The sequence below is a fragment of the Pseudonocardia kunmingensis genome (assembly GCF_006716445.1).
GTDB classification, from domain to species: Bacteria; Actinomycetota; Actinomycetes; order Mycobacteriales; family Pseudonocardiaceae; genus Pseudonocardia; species Pseudonocardia kunmingensis.
Map to the genome: position 1 here is coordinate 2,282,903 of NZ_VFPA01000001.1, position 20,320 is coordinate 2,303,222.

At 69.9% G+C, this 20,320-nt stretch carries 15 protein-coding genes; 1 reads left to right on the plus strand and 14 read right to left on the minus strand.

All coding sequences use genetic code 11. The features are described 5' to 3' along the window. Position 1: 1 nt before the first annotated feature. The 12 genes from rpsC to rpsL all read right to left on the minus strand — a co-directional run bounded on the left by rpsC (position 2) and on the right by rpsL (position 9,242). A complete protein-coding gene (rpsC, locus tag FB558_RS10915; RefSeq protein WP_142051232.1) occupies positions 2–826 on the minus strand; it encodes a 30S ribosomal protein S3 in 825 nt (274 codons plus the stop codon). Continuing rightward, positions 826–1,251: a 50S ribosomal protein L22 gene (rplV, locus tag FB558_RS10920; RefSeq protein WP_142051235.1), complete on the minus strand. Its 426-nt coding sequence runs from the start codon at positions 1,249–1,251 to the stop codon at positions 826–828. The genes rpsC and rplV overlap by 1 nt, the downstream gene beginning before the upstream one ends. A 38-nt stretch (positions 1,252–1,289) precedes the next feature. Next, positions 1,290–1,571: a 30S ribosomal protein S19 gene (gene rpsS, locus FB558_RS10925; RefSeq protein ID WP_020622935.1), complete on the minus strand. Its 282-nt coding sequence runs from the start codon at positions 1,569–1,571 to the stop codon at positions 1,290–1,292. A 15-nt stretch (positions 1,572–1,586) separates the two neighbouring features. Further along, complete coding sequence (rplB, locus tag FB558_RS10930) at positions 1,587–2,420, minus strand: 50S ribosomal protein L2 (RefSeq protein WP_142051238.1); 834 nt, start codon at positions 2,418–2,420, stop codon at positions 1,587–1,589. A 16-nt stretch (positions 2,421–2,436) separates the two neighbouring features. Next, a complete protein-coding gene (rplW, locus tag FB558_RS10935; protein ID WP_142051241.1) occupies positions 2,437–2,736 on the minus strand; it encodes a 50S ribosomal protein L23 in 300 nt (99 codons plus the stop codon). Continuing rightward, positions 2,733–3,659, minus strand: coding sequence for a 50S ribosomal protein L4, sunset domain variant (rplD, locus tag FB558_RS10940; protein WP_142051244.1), 927 nt, complete (start codon positions 3,657–3,659; stop codon positions 2,733–2,735). Before rplD ends, rplW begins: the two co-directional genes overlap by 4 nt. Further along, complete coding sequence (rplC, locus tag FB558_RS10945) at positions 3,656–4,309, minus strand: 50S ribosomal protein L3 (RefSeq protein ID WP_142051247.1); 654 nt, start codon at positions 4,307–4,309, stop codon at positions 3,656–3,658. Before rplC ends, rplD begins: the two co-directional genes overlap by 4 nt. Before the next feature lie 11 nt (positions 4,310–4,320). Next, a complete protein-coding gene (gene rpsJ, locus FB558_RS10950; protein WP_040804197.1) occupies positions 4,321–4,626 on the minus strand; it encodes a 30S ribosomal protein S10 in 306 nt (101 codons plus the stop codon). Positions 4,627–4,950: 324 nt separating this feature from the next. After that, positions 4,951–6,144, minus strand: a complete 1,194-nt coding sequence (gene tuf / locus FB558_RS10955; RefSeq protein WP_142051251.1) for an elongation factor Tu — start codon at positions 6,142–6,144, stop codon at positions 4,951–4,953. A 99-nt stretch (positions 6,145–6,243) separates the two neighbouring features. Next, a complete protein-coding gene (fusA, locus tag FB558_RS10960; RefSeq protein ID WP_142051254.1) occupies positions 6,244–8,349 on the minus strand; it encodes an elongation factor G in 2,106 nt (701 codons plus the stop codon). 48 nt (positions 8,350–8,397) lie between these two features. Continuing rightward, positions 8,398–8,868 carry a 30S ribosomal protein S7 gene (gene rpsG, locus FB558_RS10965; protein WP_142051257.1) on the minus strand — a complete coding sequence of 157 codons (471 nt, stop codon included), beginning with the start codon at positions 8,866–8,868 and terminating at the stop codon, positions 8,398–8,400. Continuing rightward, positions 8,868–9,242 (minus strand): 30S ribosomal protein S12, encoded by a 375-nt coding sequence (gene rpsL / locus FB558_RS10970; RefSeq protein WP_142051261.1) that lies wholly within the window; start codon positions 9,240–9,242, stop codon positions 8,868–8,870. Before rpsL ends, rpsG begins: the two co-directional genes overlap by 1 nt. A gap of 472 nt (positions 9,243–9,714) precedes the next feature. Between rpsL and FB558_RS45480 the strand changes: the two genes are divergently transcribed. Continuing rightward, entirely contained in the window at positions 9,715–12,087 is a 2,373-nt protein-coding gene (locus tag FB558_RS45480; RefSeq protein WP_142051264.1) for an alpha/beta hydrolase fold domain-containing protein, read from the plus strand. A gap of 627 nt (positions 12,088–12,714) precedes the next feature. On the opposite strand, the gene FB558_RS10980 is transcribed toward FB558_RS45480, so the two are convergent. Both FB558_RS10980 and rpoB read right to left on the minus strand, forming a co-directional pair. Then, positions 12,715–16,638 carry a DNA-directed RNA polymerase subunit beta' gene (locus tag FB558_RS10980; RefSeq protein ID WP_142051267.1) on the minus strand — a complete coding sequence of 1,308 codons (3,924 nt, stop codon included), beginning with the start codon at positions 16,636–16,638 and terminating at the stop codon, positions 12,715–12,717. Positions 16,639–16,676: 38 nt separating this feature from the next. Then, on the minus strand, positions 16,677–20,204 hold the full coding sequence (rpoB, locus tag FB558_RS10985; protein WP_142051270.1) for a DNA-directed RNA polymerase subunit beta: 3,528 nt from the start codon (positions 20,202–20,204) through the stop codon (positions 16,677–16,679). Between the last annotated feature and the right edge of the window lie 116 nt (positions 20,205–20,320).

Here is a 20,320-nt window from a genome sequence, read left to right on the forward strand (position 1 = left end):
CTCAGCTCCCCCCACCCTGCTCGGGCTCGGCCGTGGCGGTGGCGGTGCCCCCGCCGGCCGACTGCTCGGCAGCCGCGCGACCGGCCTCGGTGCCACCCGAGCCCGTGGTGCCCGACGCACCCGAGCGGCGCCGCTGCGGGCGCTCCCGGCGCGGGCGCTCCGGCGCGGAGGCCGCGGCGGTGGCACCCTCGCGGCGGCCACCGACGACGTCACCCTTGTAGATCCACACCTTCACGCCGATGCGGCCGAACGTGGTGCGGGCCTCGAACAGGCCGTAGTCGATGTCGGCGCGCAGCGTGTGCAGCGGCACCCGGCCGTCGCGGTAGAACTCCGAGCGCGACATCTCGGCGCCACCGAGGCGGCCCGAGCACTGCACCCGGATGCCCTTGACCTGCGGCGAGCGCATGGCTGACTGCATCGCCTTGCGCATCGCGCGGCGGAAGGCCACGCGGTTGGACAGCTGCTCCGCCACGCCCTGCGCGACGAGCTGCGCGTCCGACTCGGAGTTCTTGACCTCGAGGATGTTGAGCTGGACCTGCTTCTTGGTCAGCTTCTCGAGCTGGCCGCGGATGCGGTCGGCCTCGGCGCCGCGGCGGCCGATGACGATGCCCGGACGGGCGGTGTGGATGTCCACCCGCACGCGGTCGCGCGTGCGCTCGATCTCGACCTTGGAGATGCCGGCCCGCTCCATACCCTTGGAGAGCATGCGGCGGATCTCGACGTCCTCCTTGACGTACTCCGAGTACTGCTTGTCGGCGTACCAGCGCGACTTCCAGTCGGTGGTGATCCCGAGCCGGAACCCGTGCGGGTTGATCTTCTGACCCATTAGCGGGCCCTCCCCTTCGCACCGCGGGCGCCCCGGCCGGTCTTCGCAGCCGGCTGGGACTCGACCTCGACGGTGATGTGGCTCGTCCGCTTGCGGATCCGGTAGGCGCGGCCCTGGGCGCGCGGCCGGATGCGCTTGAGCGTCGGGCCCTCGTCGGCGTAGGCCGCGGCCACCACGAGGGTGTCGCGGTCCAGGTCGAGGTTGTTCTCGGCGTTGGCCGCGGCGCTGGCCACGACCTTGAACAGCGGCTCCGCCGCGGCCTGCGGCGAGAACCGCAGGATGTCCAGCGCCTCCTGCACCGACCGGTCCTTGATCAGCGCGACGACGCGCCGGACCTTCGTCGGCGACATGTGCACGTACCGCGCCACCGCGCGCGCTCGAGCGGGCTCGAGCGCGGCAGGGCTCTGGCTGGTTGCTTCAGCCATGTCTTTCCACCCTTCCTAGTCGCTACTCGGTTGCCAGCTCAGCGCCTGCGCGCCTTGCGGTCGTCCTTGATGTGGCCCCGGAAGGTCCGCGTGGGCGCGAACTCCCCGAGCTTGTGCCCCACCATCGAGTCCGACACGAAGACCGGCACGTGCTTGCGGCCGTCGTGCACCGCGATCGTGTGGCCGATCATGTCGGGGATGATGGTGGACCGGCGGGACCAGGTCCTGATGACGGTCTTCTTGCCCGACTCGTTGAGGGCGTCCACCTTCTTGAGCAGGTGGTCGTCCACGAACGGGCCCTTCTTCAGGCTGCGCGGCATCTTTTACCTCCCTGCTCAGCGCTTCTTGCCGGTGCGACGCCGGCGGACGATCAACTTGTCGGACGGCTTGGTGCGGCGGGTGCGGCCCTCGGGCTTGCCCGCGGGGTTGACCGGGTGGCGACCACCGGAGGTCTTGCCCTCACCACCACCGTGCGGGTGGTCGACCGGGTTCATCGCGACACCGCGGACGGTCGGGCGCTTGCCCTTCCACCGCATGCGGCCCGCCTTGCCCCAGTTGATGTTGGAGTGCTCGGCGTTGCCCACCTCGCCGACGGTGGCGCGGCAGCGCACGTCGACGTTGCGGATCTCGCCCGACGGCATGCGCAGCTGCGCGTAGGGGCCGTCCTTCGCCACCAGCTGCACACCCGAGCCGGCCGAGCGCGCGATCTTCGCGCCGCCGCCGGGGCGGAGCTCGATCGCGTGGATCACGGTGCCGGTGGGGATGTTGCGCAGCGGCAGGTTGTTGCCGACCTTGATGTCGGCCCGCGGACCGGCCTCCACCTTGTCGCCCTGCTTCAGCCGGGCAGGCGCGAGGATGTAGCGCTTCTCGCCGTCGGCGTAGTGCAGCAGCGCGATGCGGCTGGTGCGGTTCGGGTCGTACTCGATGTGCGCGACGGTGGCCGGAACGCCGTCCTTGTCGTTGCGCCGGAAGTCGATCAGCCGGTAGGCGCGCTTGTGCCCGCCGCCCTGGTGCCGGGTGGTGACCCGCCCGTGCACGTTCCGGCCGCCCTTGCTGTGCAGGGGACGGATCAGCGACTTCTCGGGCGTCGAGCGCGTGATCTCGGCGAAGTCCGAGACGCTCGAACCGCGGCGACCCGGGGTCGTCGGCTTGTACTTACGGATGCCCATATGTGTCGTCAGCCCCTCAGCTCGCCCGGCCGCCGAACACGTCGATCGTCCGGCTCTCCTCGGAGAGCGTGACGATGGCGCGCTTGGTGTCCTTGCGCTTGCCGTAGCCGGTGCGCGTGCGCTTGCGCTTGCCCGGGCGGTTCAGCGTGTTGACGCTGAGCACCTTGACCCCGAACACCTTCTCCACGGCGATCTTGATCTCGGTCTTGTTCGCGTGCGGTGCCACGACGAAGGTGTACTGGCGCTCCTCGAGCAGCCCGTAGCTCTTCTCCGACACCACCGGCGCGAGCAGGACGTCGCGCGGGTCGGGGATCACTTGCCCTCCTCCTCAGCCTTGCGCTGCGACGGCGGTGCCTGGAAACCCGCCGCCTCGGCCGCCTCGGCGGAGGCGAACCACACCTCGGCCTCGGTGCGGGCGTAGAACGAGCTGCCCGGCACGTGGTAGAGCATCGAGTCGGCGTTGCCCTTCACCGGGTAGCCCTCGGGCTGCGACCCGTCCGCGAGCGGCGCGTGGCTCTGCGCCCCGTAGGGCGCCTCGCCCGAGTCACCCTCGGCCACCGTCTCGCTCTCGCGGGCGATGGCCTTGGCGACCGCCGCCTTCGGCGTGGCGATCGGGCCGGCGAGGAACGCGTCCAGCGCCTCGCGCGTGAAGACCACGGCGTCGTTGACCAGCACGTCGTAGGTGTTCAGCTGGTCCGGCGTGATCAGGTGCACCGTCGGCAGGTTCCGCAGCGACAGCCAGCTCGTCTCGTCGTCGCGGCCGACCACGACGAGCACGCGCAGCGCGACGTCGCCGGTGATGGCCTCGATCGCCTTGCGGGCGGCCTTCGTGGACGGCGCGTCGCCGGTGACGAGCCCGGAGACGACGTGGACCAGCCCGGCACGGGCGCGGTCCGACAGGGCACCGCGCAGCGCGGCGGCCTTCATCTTCTTCGGGGTCTTCTGCGAGTAGTCGCGCGGCGTGGGGCCGTGGACGACACCGCCACCCGCGAACTGCGGGGCGCGCGTCGAGCCCTGGCGGGCGCGGCCGGTGCCCTTCTGGCGGTACGGCTTCTTGCCACCGCCGCGGACCTCGCCGCGGGTCTTCGTGTCGTGCGTGCCCTGGCGCGCCGCGGCCTGCTGGGCCACGACGACCTGGTGCATCAGCGGCACGTTCGCCGTGACGTCGAAGACGTGCGCGGGCAGCTCGACGGAGCCGCCCTTCTTGCCCTCGGGGGACAGGACGTCGACCTTGCTCACTGCGCACCACCCTTCGCGGCCGTCTTGACCAGCAGGAGCCCACCGCGGGGACCGGGGACGGCGCCCTTGATCAGCAGCAGGCCGTTGTCGGTGTCGACGCGGTGCACCTTCAGGCTCTGCGTGGTGGTGCGCACGTTGCCCATGCGACCGGCCATCCGCAGACCCTTGAAGACACGACCCGGGGTGGCACAGCCGCCGATCGAACCCGGCGAGCGGTGCTTGCGCTGGGTGCCGTGGCTGGCGCCGAGGCCCTTGAAGCCGTGGCGCTTCATGACACCCGCAGTGCCCTTGCCCTTGCTCGTGCCCACGACGTCGACGAGCGCGCCCGAGTCGAACACCTCGGCGGTGATCTCCTGGCCGACCGTGTACTCGCCGGCGTCGGAGGTGCGCAGCTCGACCAGGTGGCGGCGCGGCGTGGCGCCGGCCTTCGCGAAGTGGCCGGTGCGCGGCTTGTTCACCTTGCGCGGGTCGATCGCGCCGTAGGCGAGCTGCACGGCCGTGTAGCCGTCGGTCTCCGGCGTGCGGACCTGGGTCACCACGTTCGGGCCCACCTGGACCACGGTGACCGGGACCACCCGGTTGTTCTCGTCGAAGACCTGGGTCATCCCGAGCTTGGTGCCCAGGATCCCGGTGATCTTTCGTTCGGTCATCGGTCCAAGCCCTACTGGATGTTGACGTCGACGCTGGCCGGCAGGTCGATGCGCATGAGCGCGTCGACCGTCTTGGGCGTCGGGTCGAGGATGTCGATCAGCCGCTTGTGCGTGCGCATCTCGAAGTGCTCGCGCGAGTCCTTGTACTTGTGCGGCGAGCGGATGACGCAGTAGATGTTCTTCTCCGTCGGCAGTGGCACCGGCCCGACGACCCGAGCACCCGTGCGCGTGACCGTCTCGACGATCTTGCGCGCGGAGGCGTCGATGGCCTCGTGGTCATAGGCCTTCAGCCTGATGCGGATCTTTTGTCCCGCCATGGTCGTCGGTCGTCCTCTTCTTCCTGCCGCTCATGTACGCGAGTCCGGGGTGGTGCACGCACGAGGAGCCCGGTTCCGGTCTCACCCGTGGTGGCTCCGGTCCACGAGGTCGGGTGTGTCGCGTCCTGACCCCATACCGGTCCCCGGGCCACTTGCGTCCCCCAGGGGGGTAGCTGTGCTCAGGGGCTGTGCTTCAAGGGCTCCGCGCGGGCGCGGCGCACTCGAACCCTCGGTCCCGGGGACAGAGGTCCGGGCGCGCCGCAGCCCTACGCGCAACCCGTCAAGGATGCCACACCGGGGTGCGGCACCCTCAACCGGGGGTTCCTACTTGGTGATCTTCGTGACCTGGCCGGCACCGACCGTCCGACCACCCTCGCGGATGGCGAACTGCAGGCCCTCCTCCATGGCGATCGGCTGGATCAGCTGAACGCTCATGGTGGTGTTGTCGCCGGGCATGACCATCTCGGTGCCGCTCGGCAGGGTCACGACGCCCGTCACGTCCGTGGTGCGGAAGTAGAACTGCGGGCGGTAGTTGTTGAAGAACGGCGTGTGCCGGCCGCCCTCGTCCTTGGACAGGATGTAGACCTGGCCCTCGAACTCGGTGTGCGGGGTGATCGAGCCCGGCTTCACGACGACCTGGCCGCGCTCGACGTCCTCGCGCTTGATACCGCGGAGCAGGAGGCCGACGTTCTCGCCCGCACGACCCTCGTCGAGGATCTTGCGGAACATCTCGACACCGGTGACGGTGGTCGAGGTCGACTTCTCGCGGATGCCCACGATCTCGACGGTCTCGTTGACCTTGACGATGCCGCGCTCGACGCGACCCGTGACCACCGTGCCGCGGCCGGTGATCGTGAAGACGTCCTCGACGGGCATGAGGAACGGCTTCTCGGTGTCGCGCTCCGGCTCCGGGATCGCCTCGTCGACGGCGTCCATGAGCTCGAGCAGCTTGTCGCCCCACTCCTTGTCGCCCTCGAGCGCCTTGAGCGCCGAGACGCGGACGATGGGCAGGTCGTCGCCCGGGTACTCCTGCGAGGACAGGAGCTCACGGACCTCCAGCTCGACGAGCTCGAGGATCTCCTCGTCGTCGACCATGTCGGCCTTGTTCAGCGCCACGACGATGTAGGGCACACCGACCTGGCGGGCGAGCAGCACGTGCTCACGCGTCTGCGGCATGGGGCCGTCGGTCGCGGCGACCACCAGGATCGCGCCGTCCATCTGGGCGGCGCCGGTGATCATGTTCTTGATGTAGTCGGCGTGACCGGGGCAGTCGACGTGCGCGTAGTGCCGCTTCTCGGTCTGGTACTCGACGTGCGCGATCGAGATCGTGATACCGCGCTGGCGCTCCTCGGGCGCCTTGTCGATCATGTCGAACGCCGACGCCTCGTTGAGGGTCGGGTACTTGTCGTGCAGAACCTTGGTGATGGCCGCCGTCAGCGTGGTCTTGCCGTGGTCGATGTGACCGATCGTGCCGATGTTGACGTGCGGCTTGGTCCGCTCGAACTTCGCCTTCGCCACTGGGGGATCCTCCTGGACTGGTGTTCTTGTCCGCCGTGCTGACGGCAGGTCGGTGGGTGGTACGGGCCGCGGACGCTACCGGTCCGCGGCTCGGGCCTCTTACTCGCCCGTGGCCTTGGCGATGATTTCCTTGGCCACGTTGGTCGGGACTTCCGCGTAGGAGTCGAAGACCATCGTGTAGTTCGCCCGGCCCTGCGTCCGCGACCGCAGGTCGCCGACGTAGCCGAACATCTCCGAGAGCGGAACCAGTGCCTTGACGACACGGGCGCCCGCCCGCTCCTCCATGGCCTGGATCTGGCCACGGCGGGAGTTGAGGTCGCCGATCACGTCGCCCATGTAGTCCTCGGGCGTGGTGACCTCGACCGCCATCATCGGCTCGAGCAGCGCGGGAGAGGCCTGGCGTGCGGCCTCCTTGAGCGCCATCGAGCCGGCGACCTTGAACGCCATCTCGGAGGAGTCGACCTCGTGGTACTGCCCGTCGAGCAGCGTCAGCTTGATGCCGACCAGCGGGTACCCCGCCACGACGCCGTACTGCATGGCGTCCTGGGCGCCGGCGTCGACCGACGGGATGTACTCCCGCGGCACGCGACCACCCGTGACCTTGTTCTCGAACTCGTACAGCGCGCCGTCGCTCGACGAGGTGTCGAGCGGCTCCAGCTTGATGATGACCCGGGCGAACTGGCCCGAACCACCGGTCTGCTTCTTGTGCGTGTACTCGTACTTGTCGACCGTCCTGCGGATCGTCTCGCGGTAGGCCACCTGCGGCTTGCCGATGTTGGCCTCGACCTTGAAGTCGCTCTTCATGCGGTTGACCAGCACCTCGAGGTGCAGCTCACCCATGCCGGCGAGGATGGTCTGGCCGGTGTCGTCGTCCAGGCTGACCTGGAACGTCGGGTCCTCCTCGGCCAGCTTCTGGATCGCCGTGGAGAGCTTCTCCTGGTCGGCCTTGGTCTTGGGCTCGACCGCGACCTGGATGACCGGCTCCGGGAAGGTCATCGACTCCAGCACGATCGGCGCCTGCCCGTCGGACAGGGTGTCGCCGGTGGTGGTGTCCTTCAGCCCGATGACCGCGTAGATGTGGCCGACCATGGCCTCGTCGACCGGGTTCTCCTTGTTGGCGTGCATCTGGAAGATCTTCCCGATGCGCTCCTTGCGGTCCTTGGTCGAGTTGATGACCTGGGAACCCGCGGCGACCCGACCCGAGTAGACCCGGATGTAGGTCAGCTTGCCGAAGAACGGGTGCGTCGAGATCTTGAAGGCCAGGGCCGAGAACGGCTCGTCCTTCTCCGGCTTGCGGCTGGCCGGCGTCTCGCCGTCCTGCAGGACGCCCTCGACGGGCGGCAGGTCGATCGGCGACGGCAGGTAGTCGATGACGGCGTCGAGCAGGGGCTGCACGCCCTTGTTCTTGAACGCCGAGCCGCACAGCACCGGGTAGGCGCTGCGGTTGTTCACGATCCGCCGGATGCCGTGCTTGATCTGCTCGACCGAGAGCTCCTCGCCGCCGAGGTAGAGCTCCATCAGGTCGTCGTCGGTCTCGGCGACGGCCTCGACGAGCGCCGTGCGGTACTCCTCGGCCCGCTCGCGCAGGTCGGCCGGGATCTCCTCGACCGTGTAGTCCTCACCGATCTTGACCTCGCCGCGCCAGGTGAGCGCGCGCATCTCGATCAGGTCGACGACGCCGGCGAACTCGCTCTCCGCGCCGATGGGCAGCTGGATCGGCAACGGCTTGGCGCCGAGGCGGTCCTGGATGGTGCCGACGGTGAAGTAGAAGTCCGCGCCCAGCTTGTCCATCTTGTTGACGAAGCAGATGCGGGGGACGTCGTACTTGGTGGCCTGCCGCCAGACCTGCTCGGACTGGGGCTCCACGCCCTCCTTGCCGTCGAAGACGGCCACGGCACCGTCGAGCACCCGCAGGTTGCGCTCCACCTCGACGGTGAAGTCGACGTGCCCGGGGGTGTCGATCAGGTTGATCTGGTGGTCTTTCCAGAAGCAGGTGGTGGCGGCAGAGGTGATCGTGATGCCGCGCTTCTGCTCCTCCTCCATCCAGTCCATCGTGGCCGCGCCGTCGTGGACCTCACCGATCTTGTAGTTGATCCCGGTGTAGAACAGGATCCGCTCGGTGGTGGTGGTCTTGCCGGCGTCGATGTGCGCCATGATGCCGATGTTGCGGACCTTGCCCAGGTCCGTCAGCACGTCCCGTGCCACGGTCTCAGCTCTCTTCCCTCAGCAGGTTGGCGCGGACACCTCGGCCCGTCACCAGCGGTAGTGGGCGAAGGCCTTGTTGGACTCCGCCATCTTGTGCATGTCCTCGCGGCGCTTGACGCTGGCGCCCAGACCGTTGCTCGCGTCGAGCAGCTCGTTCATCAGCCGGTCGACCATCGTCTTCTCGCGGCGCTGGCCGGCGTAGGACACGAGCCAGCGCAGGGCGAGGGTGGTCTGCCGGACGGCACGCACCTCGACGGGGACCTGGTAGGTGGCGCCACCGACGCGGCGGCTCTTGACCTCCAGAGCCGGCTTCACGTTGTCCATGGCGCGCTTGAGCGTGACGACCGGGTCGGTGCCGGTCTTCTCCCGGGTGCCCTCGAGGGCGGCGTACACGATGCGCTCGGCCAGCGAGCGCTTGCCGTCCTTGAGGACCTTGTTCACCAGCTGGGTGACCAGCGGCGAGCTGTAGACCGGGTCGGAGACCAGTGGGCGCTTCGGCGCCGCTCCCTTGCGGGGCATCAGCTCTTCTCCTTCTTCGCGCCGTAGCGGCTGCGGGACTGCTTGCGGTTGCGGACGCCCTGGGTGTCCAGCGAACCGCGGATGATCTTGTAGCGAACGCCGGGCAGGTCCTTCACGCGGCCGCCGCGCACCAGCACGATCGAGTGCTCCTGGAGGTTGTGGCCCTCACCCGGGATGTAGGCCGTGACCTCGATGTCGCTCGACAGGCGGACGCGCGCGACCTTCCGCAGCGCCGAGTTCGGCTTCTTGGGGGTGGTCGTGTACACGCGGGTGCACACGCCGCGCCGCTGCGGGCTCCCCTTGAGCGCTGCGGTCTTGGTCTTGCCGACCTTGTCCTGACGGCCCTTGCGGACCAGCTGCTGGATCGTGGGCATGAACCGTCTGCTTCTTCCCGTCGATGTGCTTCGTATCTGGTGCGTCGTACTGGTGCTCGTCGTGCTTCCGGTGCTGGTGGGGACGCCCCTGGCCCACCCCCGAGGTCGGGCGTGTCCCGAGGTCGGGCGTATTGCTCCCGGGCACCGAGCGATGAGATCTCCGGACCTCACGGGAGCCTGGGCCCGCGCGCCCCGCGGACCGTTCCCGCACCGGAGTGCGTGATCAGCGACCACTGGGCACACAGATCGGCCCGACCGTGGCCGAGCGCAAGACAACAGGGTACCCGCCCCGCCGAAGGGGGGTCAAAACGGGTCCTGGTCAGCGGCTGTCGGTACCGGCAGAGTGCCCGAAGCCCGCCGCGCTCGCAAGAGGACGCGCCCGTTCGCCGCGTCCCACCATCCGCTCGTCGCAGCCGTGGGCGCCACCCCCACGAGTGTTCCTCGCGCGCCTCGTACACGTTACCGTCCGGTAATGCGGTTGCCCCGTGCCGTCGTCCGCGGGCTCACCCGAGTCGTCGTGCGGCCACTGCTCTCTCCTCGTCTCCCGCTCGGCGCGCGGCGTCCGCTGCTGGACGCCACCGGCTACATCGGTCCCGACCCGCGCGGCACCCGCCGCAGCCGGGCCGACCTCGGCGGGGTGCCCACCGAGCGGGTGGTCGTGCGCGGCGCCCACGGGCCGCACCAGGTGCTCTACGTGCACGGTGGCGGGTACCAGGTCGGCTCGCCGGCCTCGCACCGCGCGCTCGCCGCGCACCTGAGCCGGGCCGCGGGAGCCCCCGTGCACCTGCCGGACTACCGGCGGGCCCCGGAGCACCCGTACCCCGCCCCCGTGGACGACGTGGCAGCGGCGTACCGCGCCCTGCGGCGAGCAGGCCACCCTGCACAACGCATCGCGGTGGCCGGTGATTCCGCCGGTGGTGGTCTGGTCATGGCGCTCCTGCTCCGCCTGCGCGCCGCGGGCGAGGAGCCGCCCGGCTCGGTCGGGCTGATCTCCCCGTGGCTCGACCTCGACCTCTCCTCCCCGCTGTTGCGGGCCAACGCGGCGACCGACGCGATGCTGGATCCCGGCTGGCTCGCCGACGCCGCGGCCTCCTACCGGCGCGCGGCCGACGACGAGGAGCTGCGTCCCCTGCAGGCCGACGCGGGCGGGCTGCCGCCGGTGCACGTCGTCGCCGGGGCCGAGGAGATCCTCGTCGGCGACTCCGACGCGCTCGTCGAACGGATCCGGGCCGCAGGCGGGCCGGTCACGTACCGGCGGGTGGAGCGCATGTGGCACGCCTTCCCCGTGTTCGCCGGGATGCTGCGCGAGGCCGACGAGGCCGTCGCGGACCTGGGAGCGGCGATCCGCCGCGACTGCGGGGACCGCCTGCCGCGCGTCGCCGTCGTGGGGGCCGGGTTCGGCGGGATCGGGATGGGCATGGCGCTGCGCGCCGCCGGGTGGACCGGCGCGGCGGAGCTGACGATCCTCGACCGCGCCGAGGGCGTCGGCGGGGTCTGGCGCGCCAACACCTACCCCGGCGCCGCCTGCGACGTCCCCTCGCACCTCTACTCGTTCGCCTGCGCGCCCGGCAGCGAGTGGAGCCGCCGGTTCGCACCGCAGGCCGACATCCTGCGCTACCTGCAGCGGCTCGTCCGCGAACACGGGCTCACCGGGCACCTGAGGCTCGGCACCGAGGTCACCGAGGCCCGCTGGGACGACGCGGCCGGCGTCTGGCGGCTCTCGCTCGCCGACGGCGACGCGCTGGAGGCCGACGTGCTCGTCCCCGCGTGCGGTCAGCTCTCCCGCCCTGTCCGCCCCGCGATCCCCGGGCTCGACCGGTTCCCCGGACCGGTCTTCCACTCCGCCGAGTGGGACCACCGGGTCGACCTGACCGGCCGGCGGGTCGCCGTCATCGGCACGGGCGCGAGCGCGATCCAGTTCGTCCCGGCCATCGTGGACCGGGTGGCGGGCCTGACGGTGTTCCAGCGCTCCGCGCCGCACGTGATCCCGAAGCCGGACCGGGGGTACCGCGGACGCCGCAGGTCGCGGGCCGGACGGGCGGCGGCCCGCGCGTGCTGGCGCGCGTTCTTCGAGACGGGCGCTCTCGGCCTCACCTCGGTGCGCGCCGCGGCGCTCCCGTTCCGCCTCGCGTCCGACCGGCTGCGACGCGCCCAGGTGGCCGACCCGGCCCTGCGCGCCCGCCTCGCGCCCGACCACCCGGTCGGCTGCAAGCGCATCCTCATCTCCTCGGACTGGTTCCCGGCGCTCACCCGACCGCACGTCGACGTCGTCACCGCGCCGATCACGCAGGTCACGGCGACGGGCGTGCGGACCGCGGACGGCGGGGAGCACCCGGCCGACGTGATCGTGCTCGGCACGGGCTTCGCCTCGACGGAGTTCCTCGCCCCGATGAGGGTGTTCGGCCCCGGCGGGCGGGAGCTCTCCGAGGAGTGGCGCGACGGCGCGAGCGCCCACCTCGGCATCACCGTGCCCGGCTTCCCGAACCTCTTCCTGCTCTACGGCCCGAACACCAACCTCGGCTCGGGCTCGATCGTGCACATGCTGGAGTGCCAGATCGGCTACGTCCGGCAGGCCCTCGAGCTGCTGCGCGCCGGCGCCGGTCCCCTCGCGGTACGCCCGGAGGTGGCCGAACGCTCCGACGCCGAGCTGCAGCAGCGACTGGCCCACTCGGTGTGGACCGGCTGCCGCAGCTGGTACCGCACGGCGAGTGGGCGGGTGGTCAACAACTGGCCCGGCACGATGCGCGAGTACGCGAAGCGCACGCGGACGCTGGACGTCTCGGACTACGAGGTGCCGCTCCCCGCGACCCGGACGGCGGTCGCGACGCCCGTGCATGATCAATGAGACACCAGCGGGGTTCGGGCGAGATCGAACCCCGCTCACGTCTCGCTCGTCGTGAGAACTCCTGTGGGCGCGCCGTACCCGGCTCGCGACCACGGCCCCCCGCCCGCCTCTCGTCCGCGGCGCGATCACCCACCTTCCCTCGCCCTCTTCCGTCGGCGAGGTGGCCGGGTGGGCGCCACTACCGCACGGTGGGTCGGCGCGGCATCGGAGTGATCGCGCGGAAGACCAGGGCGAGGGGTGGGGCAACTCGCCCCGAGCCGGGAACGGCGCCCCCACGCAACCCGCCCCAACCGACGGGCTCCCCCACGAAGGCGGTCACGGCGACATTCCGAGGCCGCCGCCCGAGGGATGATCAGCGTCTGCGGTCGGAGACCCGCGCGCCTGCGGCTCCAGAACCGCAAGCAGCGATCTCCCGCCCGCGCCGATCCGTTGATCGCCAGGTGTGGTCGCAGAACCGCACCGCCGCGGCCCAGGCACCACACCCGACGATCAGGACGCGGACCGGCTCGGCGCCCCGGACACGCAGAATGGGGCCGGCCACCTCCACGGGAGAGAGGTGACCGGCCCCGTTCAGGGCATCGGGCCACCTGCGGCCGGGCCGTCGCCCGGGCCGCAGGTCGCGGCTACCTAGCGGTAGTCGCGCCCGAAGTCGTAGTCGTCCAGCGGCACCGCGGCACCGGTGCCGGTGCCGAACACGTCGGGGCTGTAGTAGCCGTCGTCGTAGCTCGGCAGCGCGTAGGCGGCCGCGCGGGCCTCCTCCGTGGGCTGGACCTGGATGTTGCGGTACCGGTTGATGCCGGTGCCGGCCGGGATCAGCTTGCCGATGATCACGTTCTCCTTGAGCCCGACGAGCTTGTCGCGCTTCCCGTTGATCGCGGCATCGGTGAGGATCCGGGTGGTCTCCTGGAACGAGGCCGCGGACAGCCACGACTCCGTGGCCAGCGAGGCCTTCGTGATCCCCATGAGCACCGGACGGCCGGAGGCCGGCTCGCCGCCCTCGGCCACCACCTGGCGGTTGGCGGCCTCGAACTCGGCCCGCTCCGCGAGCGCACCGGGCAGGAACTCGGTGGCACCGGAGTCGATGATCGTGACCCGGCGCAGCATCTGCCGGACGATCACCTCGATGTGCTTGTCGTGGATGTCCACGCTCTGCGTGCGGTACACCTTCTGCACCTCACGCACCAGGTGCAGCTGCACCTCGCGCGGGCCCATGACGCGCAGCACCTCGTGCGGGTCGGCCGTGCCCTCCAGGAGCAGCTGCCCGACGTGCACGTGGTCGCCGTCCTGCAGGGGCCGCTCCTGGCCGTCGGCGACGGTCATCGCGAGCCACTGCCGCTTCGACAGCTTCTCGTAGAGGATCTCCTCGCCGCCGTCGTCCGGCGTGAGGGTGATCTTCCAGAAGCGGTCGCCGTCCTCGATCGCGATGCGACCGTCGACGTCGGCGATGGGCGCCTTGCCCTTCGGCACGCGAGCCTCGAACAGCTCCGTGACGCGGGGCAGACCGGTGGTGATGTCGTCACCGGCGACGCCGCCCTGGTGGAACGTGCGCATCGTCAGCTGCGTGCCGGGCTCACCGATCGACTGCGCCGCGACGATGCCGACGGCCTCGCCGACGTCCACCAGCTTGCCGGTGGCCATCGAGCGGCCGTAGCACATGCCGCAGATGCCGGTGGCCGACGCGCAGGTGAGCGCGCTGCGCACCTTGATCTGCTTGACGCCCGCGGCGACGAGCGCGTCGAGCGCCGGGTCGCCGAGGTCGTCGCCACGCCGGACGATGAGCTCGCCGTCAGGGCCGGTGACATCCTCGCCGGACGTCCGCGCGTACACCGAGGTGCGCAGGTAGCGGTGGGCGATCCGGCTGCCGCCGGTGCCCTCCTCGGTGACCGGCATCGTGATGCTGCGCTCGGTGCCACAGTCGACCTCGCGGACGATGACGTCCTGCGACACGTCGACCAGGCGCCGGGTCAGGTAGCCCGAGTCGGCCGTGCGCAGCGCGGTGTCCGCCAGACCCTTGCGGGTGCCGTGGGTCGAGATGAAGTACTCGACCACCGACAGGCCCTCGCGGAAGTTGGCCTTGATCGGACGGGGGATGTACTCGCCCTTCGGGTTGGCCACCAGACCACGCATACCGGCCAGCTGCCGGACCTGGGTCATGTTGCCCGCCGCGCCCGACTTCACGATCGTCGGGATCGGGTTGTCCTCGGGGAAGTTGTCCTCCATGGCCTTGGCGACCTCTTCGGACGCCTGGGTCCAGATCTTGACCATCTCGTCGTTGCGCTCCTGGTGGGACAGGGCGCCCCGCTGGTAGCGCTTGTTGATCTGGTCGGCCTTGGCCTCGTAGCCGTCGAGGATCTCCTGCTTGTTCGGAGGCACGACCACGTCGGAGATCGCCATCGTGACGCCGGAGCGCGTGGCCCAGTAGAAGCCCGCCTCCTTGAGCCGGTCGAGGACCTGCGCCACCTCGGTCATCGAGTACCGCTCGGCCAGGTCGTTGATGATCGCGGCCTGGCGCTTCTTCGGGAGCGGCTCGTTGACGAACGGGTAGTCGACGGGCAGCAGGTCGTTGAACAGAACCCGGCCCAGGGTGGTCTCCGCCAGCCACGGCGAACCGGGCTGCCAGCCGTCGGCGGCCAGCTGAGCGGCCACGTCGACGGGCGGGGCCCCTTCAGTGAGCCGGATCTTGATCGGCGCCTGCAGGTGCAGCACCTTGCGGTCGTAGGCCATGATCGCCTCGGACTGCGAGGAGTACACGTGGCCCGAGCCCGGGGCGCCCTCGCGCAGCCGGCTCAGGTGGTACAGACCGGTGACCATGTCCAGGCGGGGCATGGCCAGCGGACGGCCCGATGCCGGCGACAGGATGTTGTTGCTCGAGAGCATCAGCACCCGGGCCTCGGACTGCGCCTCGGCCGACAGCGGCAGGTGCACCGCCATCTGGTCACCGTCGAAGTCGGCGTTGAACGCCTCGCAGACCAGCGGGTGCAGCTGGATGGCCTTGCCCTCCACCAGCTGCGGCTCGAAGGCCTGGATGCCGAGGCGGTGCAGCGTGGGCGCGCGGTTGAGCAGCACCGGGTGCTCGGAGATGACCTCCTCGAGCACGTCCCACACCTGCGAGCGGCCGCGCTCCACCATGCGCTTCGCGGACTTGATGTTCTGCGCGTGGTTGAGGTCGACCAGCCGCTTCATCACGAACGGCTTGAACAGCTCCAGCGCCATGCCCTTGGGCAGGCCGCACTGGTGCAGCTTGAGCTGCGGGCCGACCACGATGACCGAGCGGCCCGAGTAGTCGACGCGCTTGCCGAGCAGGTTCTGGCGGAACCGGCCCTGCTTGCCCTTGAGCAGGTCGGACAGCGACTTGAGCGGGCGGTTGCCCGGACCCGTGACCGGCCGGCCGCGGCGGCCGTTGTCGAACAGCGCGTCGACGGCCTCCTGCAGCATCCGCTTCTCGTTGTTGACGATGATCTCGGGCGCGCCGAGGTCGATCAGCCTCTTGAGGCGGTTGTTGCGGTTGATGACCCGGCGGTACAGGTCGTTCAGGTCGGACGTGGCGAAGCGGCCACCGTCGAGCTGCACCATGGGGCGCAGGTCCGGCGGGATGACCGGCACGCAGTCGAGCACCATGCCCATCGGCGAGTTGCCGGTGGCCTGGAACGCCGCGACGACCTTGAGGCGCTTGAGGGCGCGGAGCTTCTTCTGCCCCTTGCCGCTGCGGATGGTCTCCCGCAGGTTCTCGGCCTCGGCCGCGATGTCGAAGTTCTGCAGCAGGGTCTGGATCGCCTCGGCGCCCATCGCCCCGGTGAAGTAGTCGCCGTAGCGGTCGTAGAGCTCGCGGTAGAGGCCCTCGTCGGCGATCAGCTGCTGCACGTCGAGCTTGGTGAAGGTGGTCCAGATCTCGTCGAGCCGGTCCAGCTCGCGCTGGGCGCGGTCGCGGAGCTGGCGCATCTCGCGCTCGCCACCCTCCTTGACCTTGCGGCGGACGTCGCTCTTGGCGCCCTCCGCCTCCAGCTCGGCGATGTCGGACTCGAGCTTCTGGGCCCGGGCCTCGAGATCGGCGTCGCGGCGCTGCTCCACCCGCTTGCGCTCCACGCTCATCTCGTTCTCGAGCGTGGACATGTCGTTGTGGCGCAGCTCGGTGTTCACCGAGGTGATCACGTAGGCCGCGAAGTAGATGATCTTCTCGAGGTCCTTGGGAGCCAGGTCGAGCAGGTAGCCCAACCGGCTCGGGACGCCCTTGAAGTACCAGATGTGCGTGACGGGAGCGGCCAGCTCGATGTGGCCCATCCGCTCACGACGCACCTTGGCGCGCGTGACCTCCACGCCGCAGCGCTCGCAGATGATGCCCTTGAACCGGACGCGCTTGTACTTGCCGCAGTAGCACTCCCAGTCACGGGTGGGACCGAAGATCTTCTCGCAGAAGAGCCCGTCCTTCTCCGGCTTCAGGGTGCGGTAGTTGATGGTCTCCGGCTTCTTGACCTCGCCGTGCGACCACTGGCGGATGTCCTCGGCGGTGGCCAGGCCGATGCGCAGCTCGTCGAAGAAGTTGACGTCGAGCAAATTCGTGTCCTTCGTTCGTATCTCGGCTCTGGGCGGGATCAGTTGACGACGTCGTCGACGGTCATCGAGTCGGATCCGGGGCGGCTGGACAGGTTGATGCCCAGGTTCGCCGCGGCCCGCTCGAGGTCCTCGTCGTCGGTGTCGCGCATCTCGATCGCCGCGCCGTCGCTGGAGAGCACCTCGACGTTCAGGCACAGCGACTGGAGCTCCTTCAGGAGCACCTTGAACGACTCCGGGATGCCGGGCTCGGGGATGTTCTCGCCCTTGACGATGGCCTCGTAGACCTTCACGCGGCCCACCACGTCGTCGGACTTGATGGTGAGCAGCTCCTGCAGGGTGTAGGCGGCGCCGTACGCCTGCATCGCCCAGCACTCCATCTCGCCGAACCGCTGGCCGCCGAACTGGGCCTTACCGCCCAGGGGCTGCTGCGTGATCATCGAGTACGGGCCGGTGGAACGCGCGTGGATCTTGTCGTCCACGAGGTGCGCCAGCTTCAGGATGTACATGTAGCCGACGGCCACCGGGAACGGGTACGGCTCGCCGGAACGGCCGTCGAGCAGCTGGGCCTTGCCGTCGGGCCCGACCATCCGCTCGCCGTCGCGGTTGGGCAGCGTGGACGAGAGCAGCCCGGTGATCTCGTGCTCCTTGGCGCCGTCGAACACCGGGGTGGCGGTGTTCGTGTTCGGCGGCACGGAGTAGAGCTCCTCGGGCATCTTCGACGCCCACTCCGGCGTGCCCTCGATCTCCCAGCCGGACTTGGCGATCCACCCGAGGTGGGTCTCCAGCACCTGGCCGATGTTCATCCGTCGCGGAACACCGTGGGTGTTCAGGATGATGTCGACCGGGGTGCCGTCCGGGAGGAACGGCATGTCCTCGGCGGGGAGGATCTTGCCGATGACGCCCTTGTTGCCGTGGCGGCCGGCGAGCTTGTCGCCGTCCTGGATCTTGCGCTTCTGCGCCACGTAGACGCGGACCAGCTCGTTGACGCCGGGCGCCAGCTCGTCCTCGTCGTCGCGCGAGAAGACGCGGATGCCGATGACCTTGCCGTTCTCGCCGTGCGGCACCTTCAGCGAGGTGTCGCGCACCTCGCGCGCCTTCTCGCCGAAGATCGCGCGGAGCAGGCGCTCCTCGGGGGTGAGCTCGGTCTCGCCCTTGGGCGTGACCTTGCCGACCAGGATGTCGCCCGGCTGCACCTCGGCACCGATGCGGATGATGCCGCGCTCGTCGAGGTCGGCGAGGACCTCCTCGGAGACGTTCGGGATGTCCCGGGTGATCTCCTCGGCGCCCAGCTTGGTGTCGCGGGCGTCGATCTCGTGCTCCTCGATGTGGATCGACGTGAGCACGTCGTCCTGCACCAGGCGCTGCGAGAGGATGATCGCGTCCTCGTAGTTGTGGCCCTCCCACGGCATGATCGCCACGAGCAGGTTCTTGCCCAGGGCCATCTCGCCGTTCTCGGTGCAGGGCCCGTCCGCGATGACCTGGCCGGCCTCGACGCGCTGACCCTCGTCGACGATCGGCTTCTGGTTGTTCGACGTGCCCTGGTTCGAGCGGCGGAACTTGTTGAGCCGGTACGTGGTGCGGGTGCCGTCGTCGGCCATCACCGTGATGAAGTCGGCGCACAGCTCCTCGACCACACCGGCCTTGTCGGCCACCAGCACGTCGCCGGCGTCGACCGCGGCGCGCAGCTCCATGCCCGTGCCGACCAGCGGCGACTCGCTGCGCAGCAGCGGCACCGACTGGCGCTGCATGTTGGCGCCCATCAGCGCGCGGTTGGCGTCGTCGTGCTCGAGGAACGGGATGAGCGCGGTGGCCACCGACACCATCTGCCGCGGCGAGACGTCGATGTAGTCGACGCCGGTGGGCAGGATGAGGTCGACCTCGCCGCCCTTGCGGCGGACGAGGACCCGGTCCTCGGTGAAGGTGCCGTCCTCGTTCAGCGGCGCGTTGGCCTGCGCGACGACGAAGCGGTCCTCCTCGTCGGCGGTGAGGTAGTCGATCTGGTCGGTGACCCGGCCCTCGACGACCTTGCGGTACGGCGTCTGGATGAAGCCGAACGGGTTGACCTGCGCGAACGTGGACAGCGAGCCGATCAGGCCGATGTTCGGGCCTTCAGGGGTCTCGATCGGGCACATCCGGCCGTAGTGGCTGGGGTGCACGTCGCGGACCTCGAAGCCGGCCCGCTCGCGGGACAGACCACCCGGGCCGAGCGCGTTCAGGCGCCGCTTGTGGGTGAGCCCGGCCAGCGGGTTGTGCTGGTCCATGAACTGCGACAGCTGCGAGGTGCCGAAGAACTCCTTGATCGCCGCCACGACCGGGCGGATGTTGATCAGGGTCTGCGGCGTGATCGCCTCGACGTCCTGCGTGGTCATCCGCTCGCGGACGACGCGCTCCATCCGGGACAGGCCGACGCGGACCTGGTTCTGGATGAGCTCGCCGACCGTGCGGATGCGCCGGTTGCCGAAGTGGTCGATGTCGTCGGTCTCGACCGGGATCTCGACCCCGCCGTTGCCCTCGGCGTCGGCGCCGGAGTTCATCATCGTCTCGCCTGCGTGCAGCCGGACGAGGTACTCGATGGTGGTGGCGATGTCCTCCTCGGTGAGCGTGCCCACCGAGTTGTCGATCCTCAGGCCCAGCTTCTTGTTGGCCTTGTACCGGCCGACCTTGGCCAGGTCGTAGCGCTTGTCCTTGAAGAACAGGTTCTCGAGCAGCGTCTGGGCGCTCTCGCGGGTGGGCGGCTCGCCCGGGCGCAGCTTGCGGTAGATGTCGAGCAGCGCCTCGTCCTGGCCCGCGGTGTGGTCCTTCTCGAGCGTGGCCATGATCGTCTCGGAGAACCCGAAACGCGCCTGGATCTGCTCGTTGGTCCAGCCCAGCGCCTTGAGCAGCACGGTGACCGGCTGGCGGCGCTTGCGGTCGATGCGCACGCCCACGGTGTCGCGCTTGTCGACGTCGAACTCCAGCCACGCCCCGCGACTCGGGATGATCTTGACCGAGTAGACGTCCTTCTCGGTCGTCTTGTCGATCGCGTGGTCGAAGTAGATGCCCGGCGAGCGGACGAGCTGGGAGACGACGACACGCTCGGTGCCGTTGATGATGAACGTGCCCTTGCTCGTCATCACCGGGAAGTCACCCATGAACACCGTCTGGCTCTTGATCTCGCCGGTGGTGTTGTTGGTGAACTCCGCGGTGACGAACAGCGGGGCGCCGTAGGTCATGTCCTTGTCCCGGCACTCCTCCTCGGAGGCCTTGACCTCGTCGAAGCGGGGGTCGGAGAAGGACAGCGACATCGAGCCCGAGAAGTCCTCGATCGGGGAGATCTCGGTGAGGATCTCCTCGAGACCCCCGACCGGGTTCTCGTCGCCGGCGTCGATCCGCCGCTGGAACCAGGCCTCGTTCCCGACCAGCCACTCGAAGGAATGGATCTGCAGGTCGAGGAGGTTGGGCACCTCGAGAGGCTCGCGGATCTTCGCGAAGGTGACCCGGGTGGGAGCTCCGGGGAAGCTCGGGTTCGCCGAGACGGCAGCGGGCGCGGGGGTGGCGAGGGGGCTGGTGGCGCGGGACGAAGCCAAGATGCGTCCTTCCGAGAACTGCGCTCTCGTCTGGCGGGCACCGGCTTCCGCGCGATACCGTCTGCTCGTCCGCCCCGGGCGGGAGGTCCGGGCCGAGCGAGCCGACGGATCAGGGA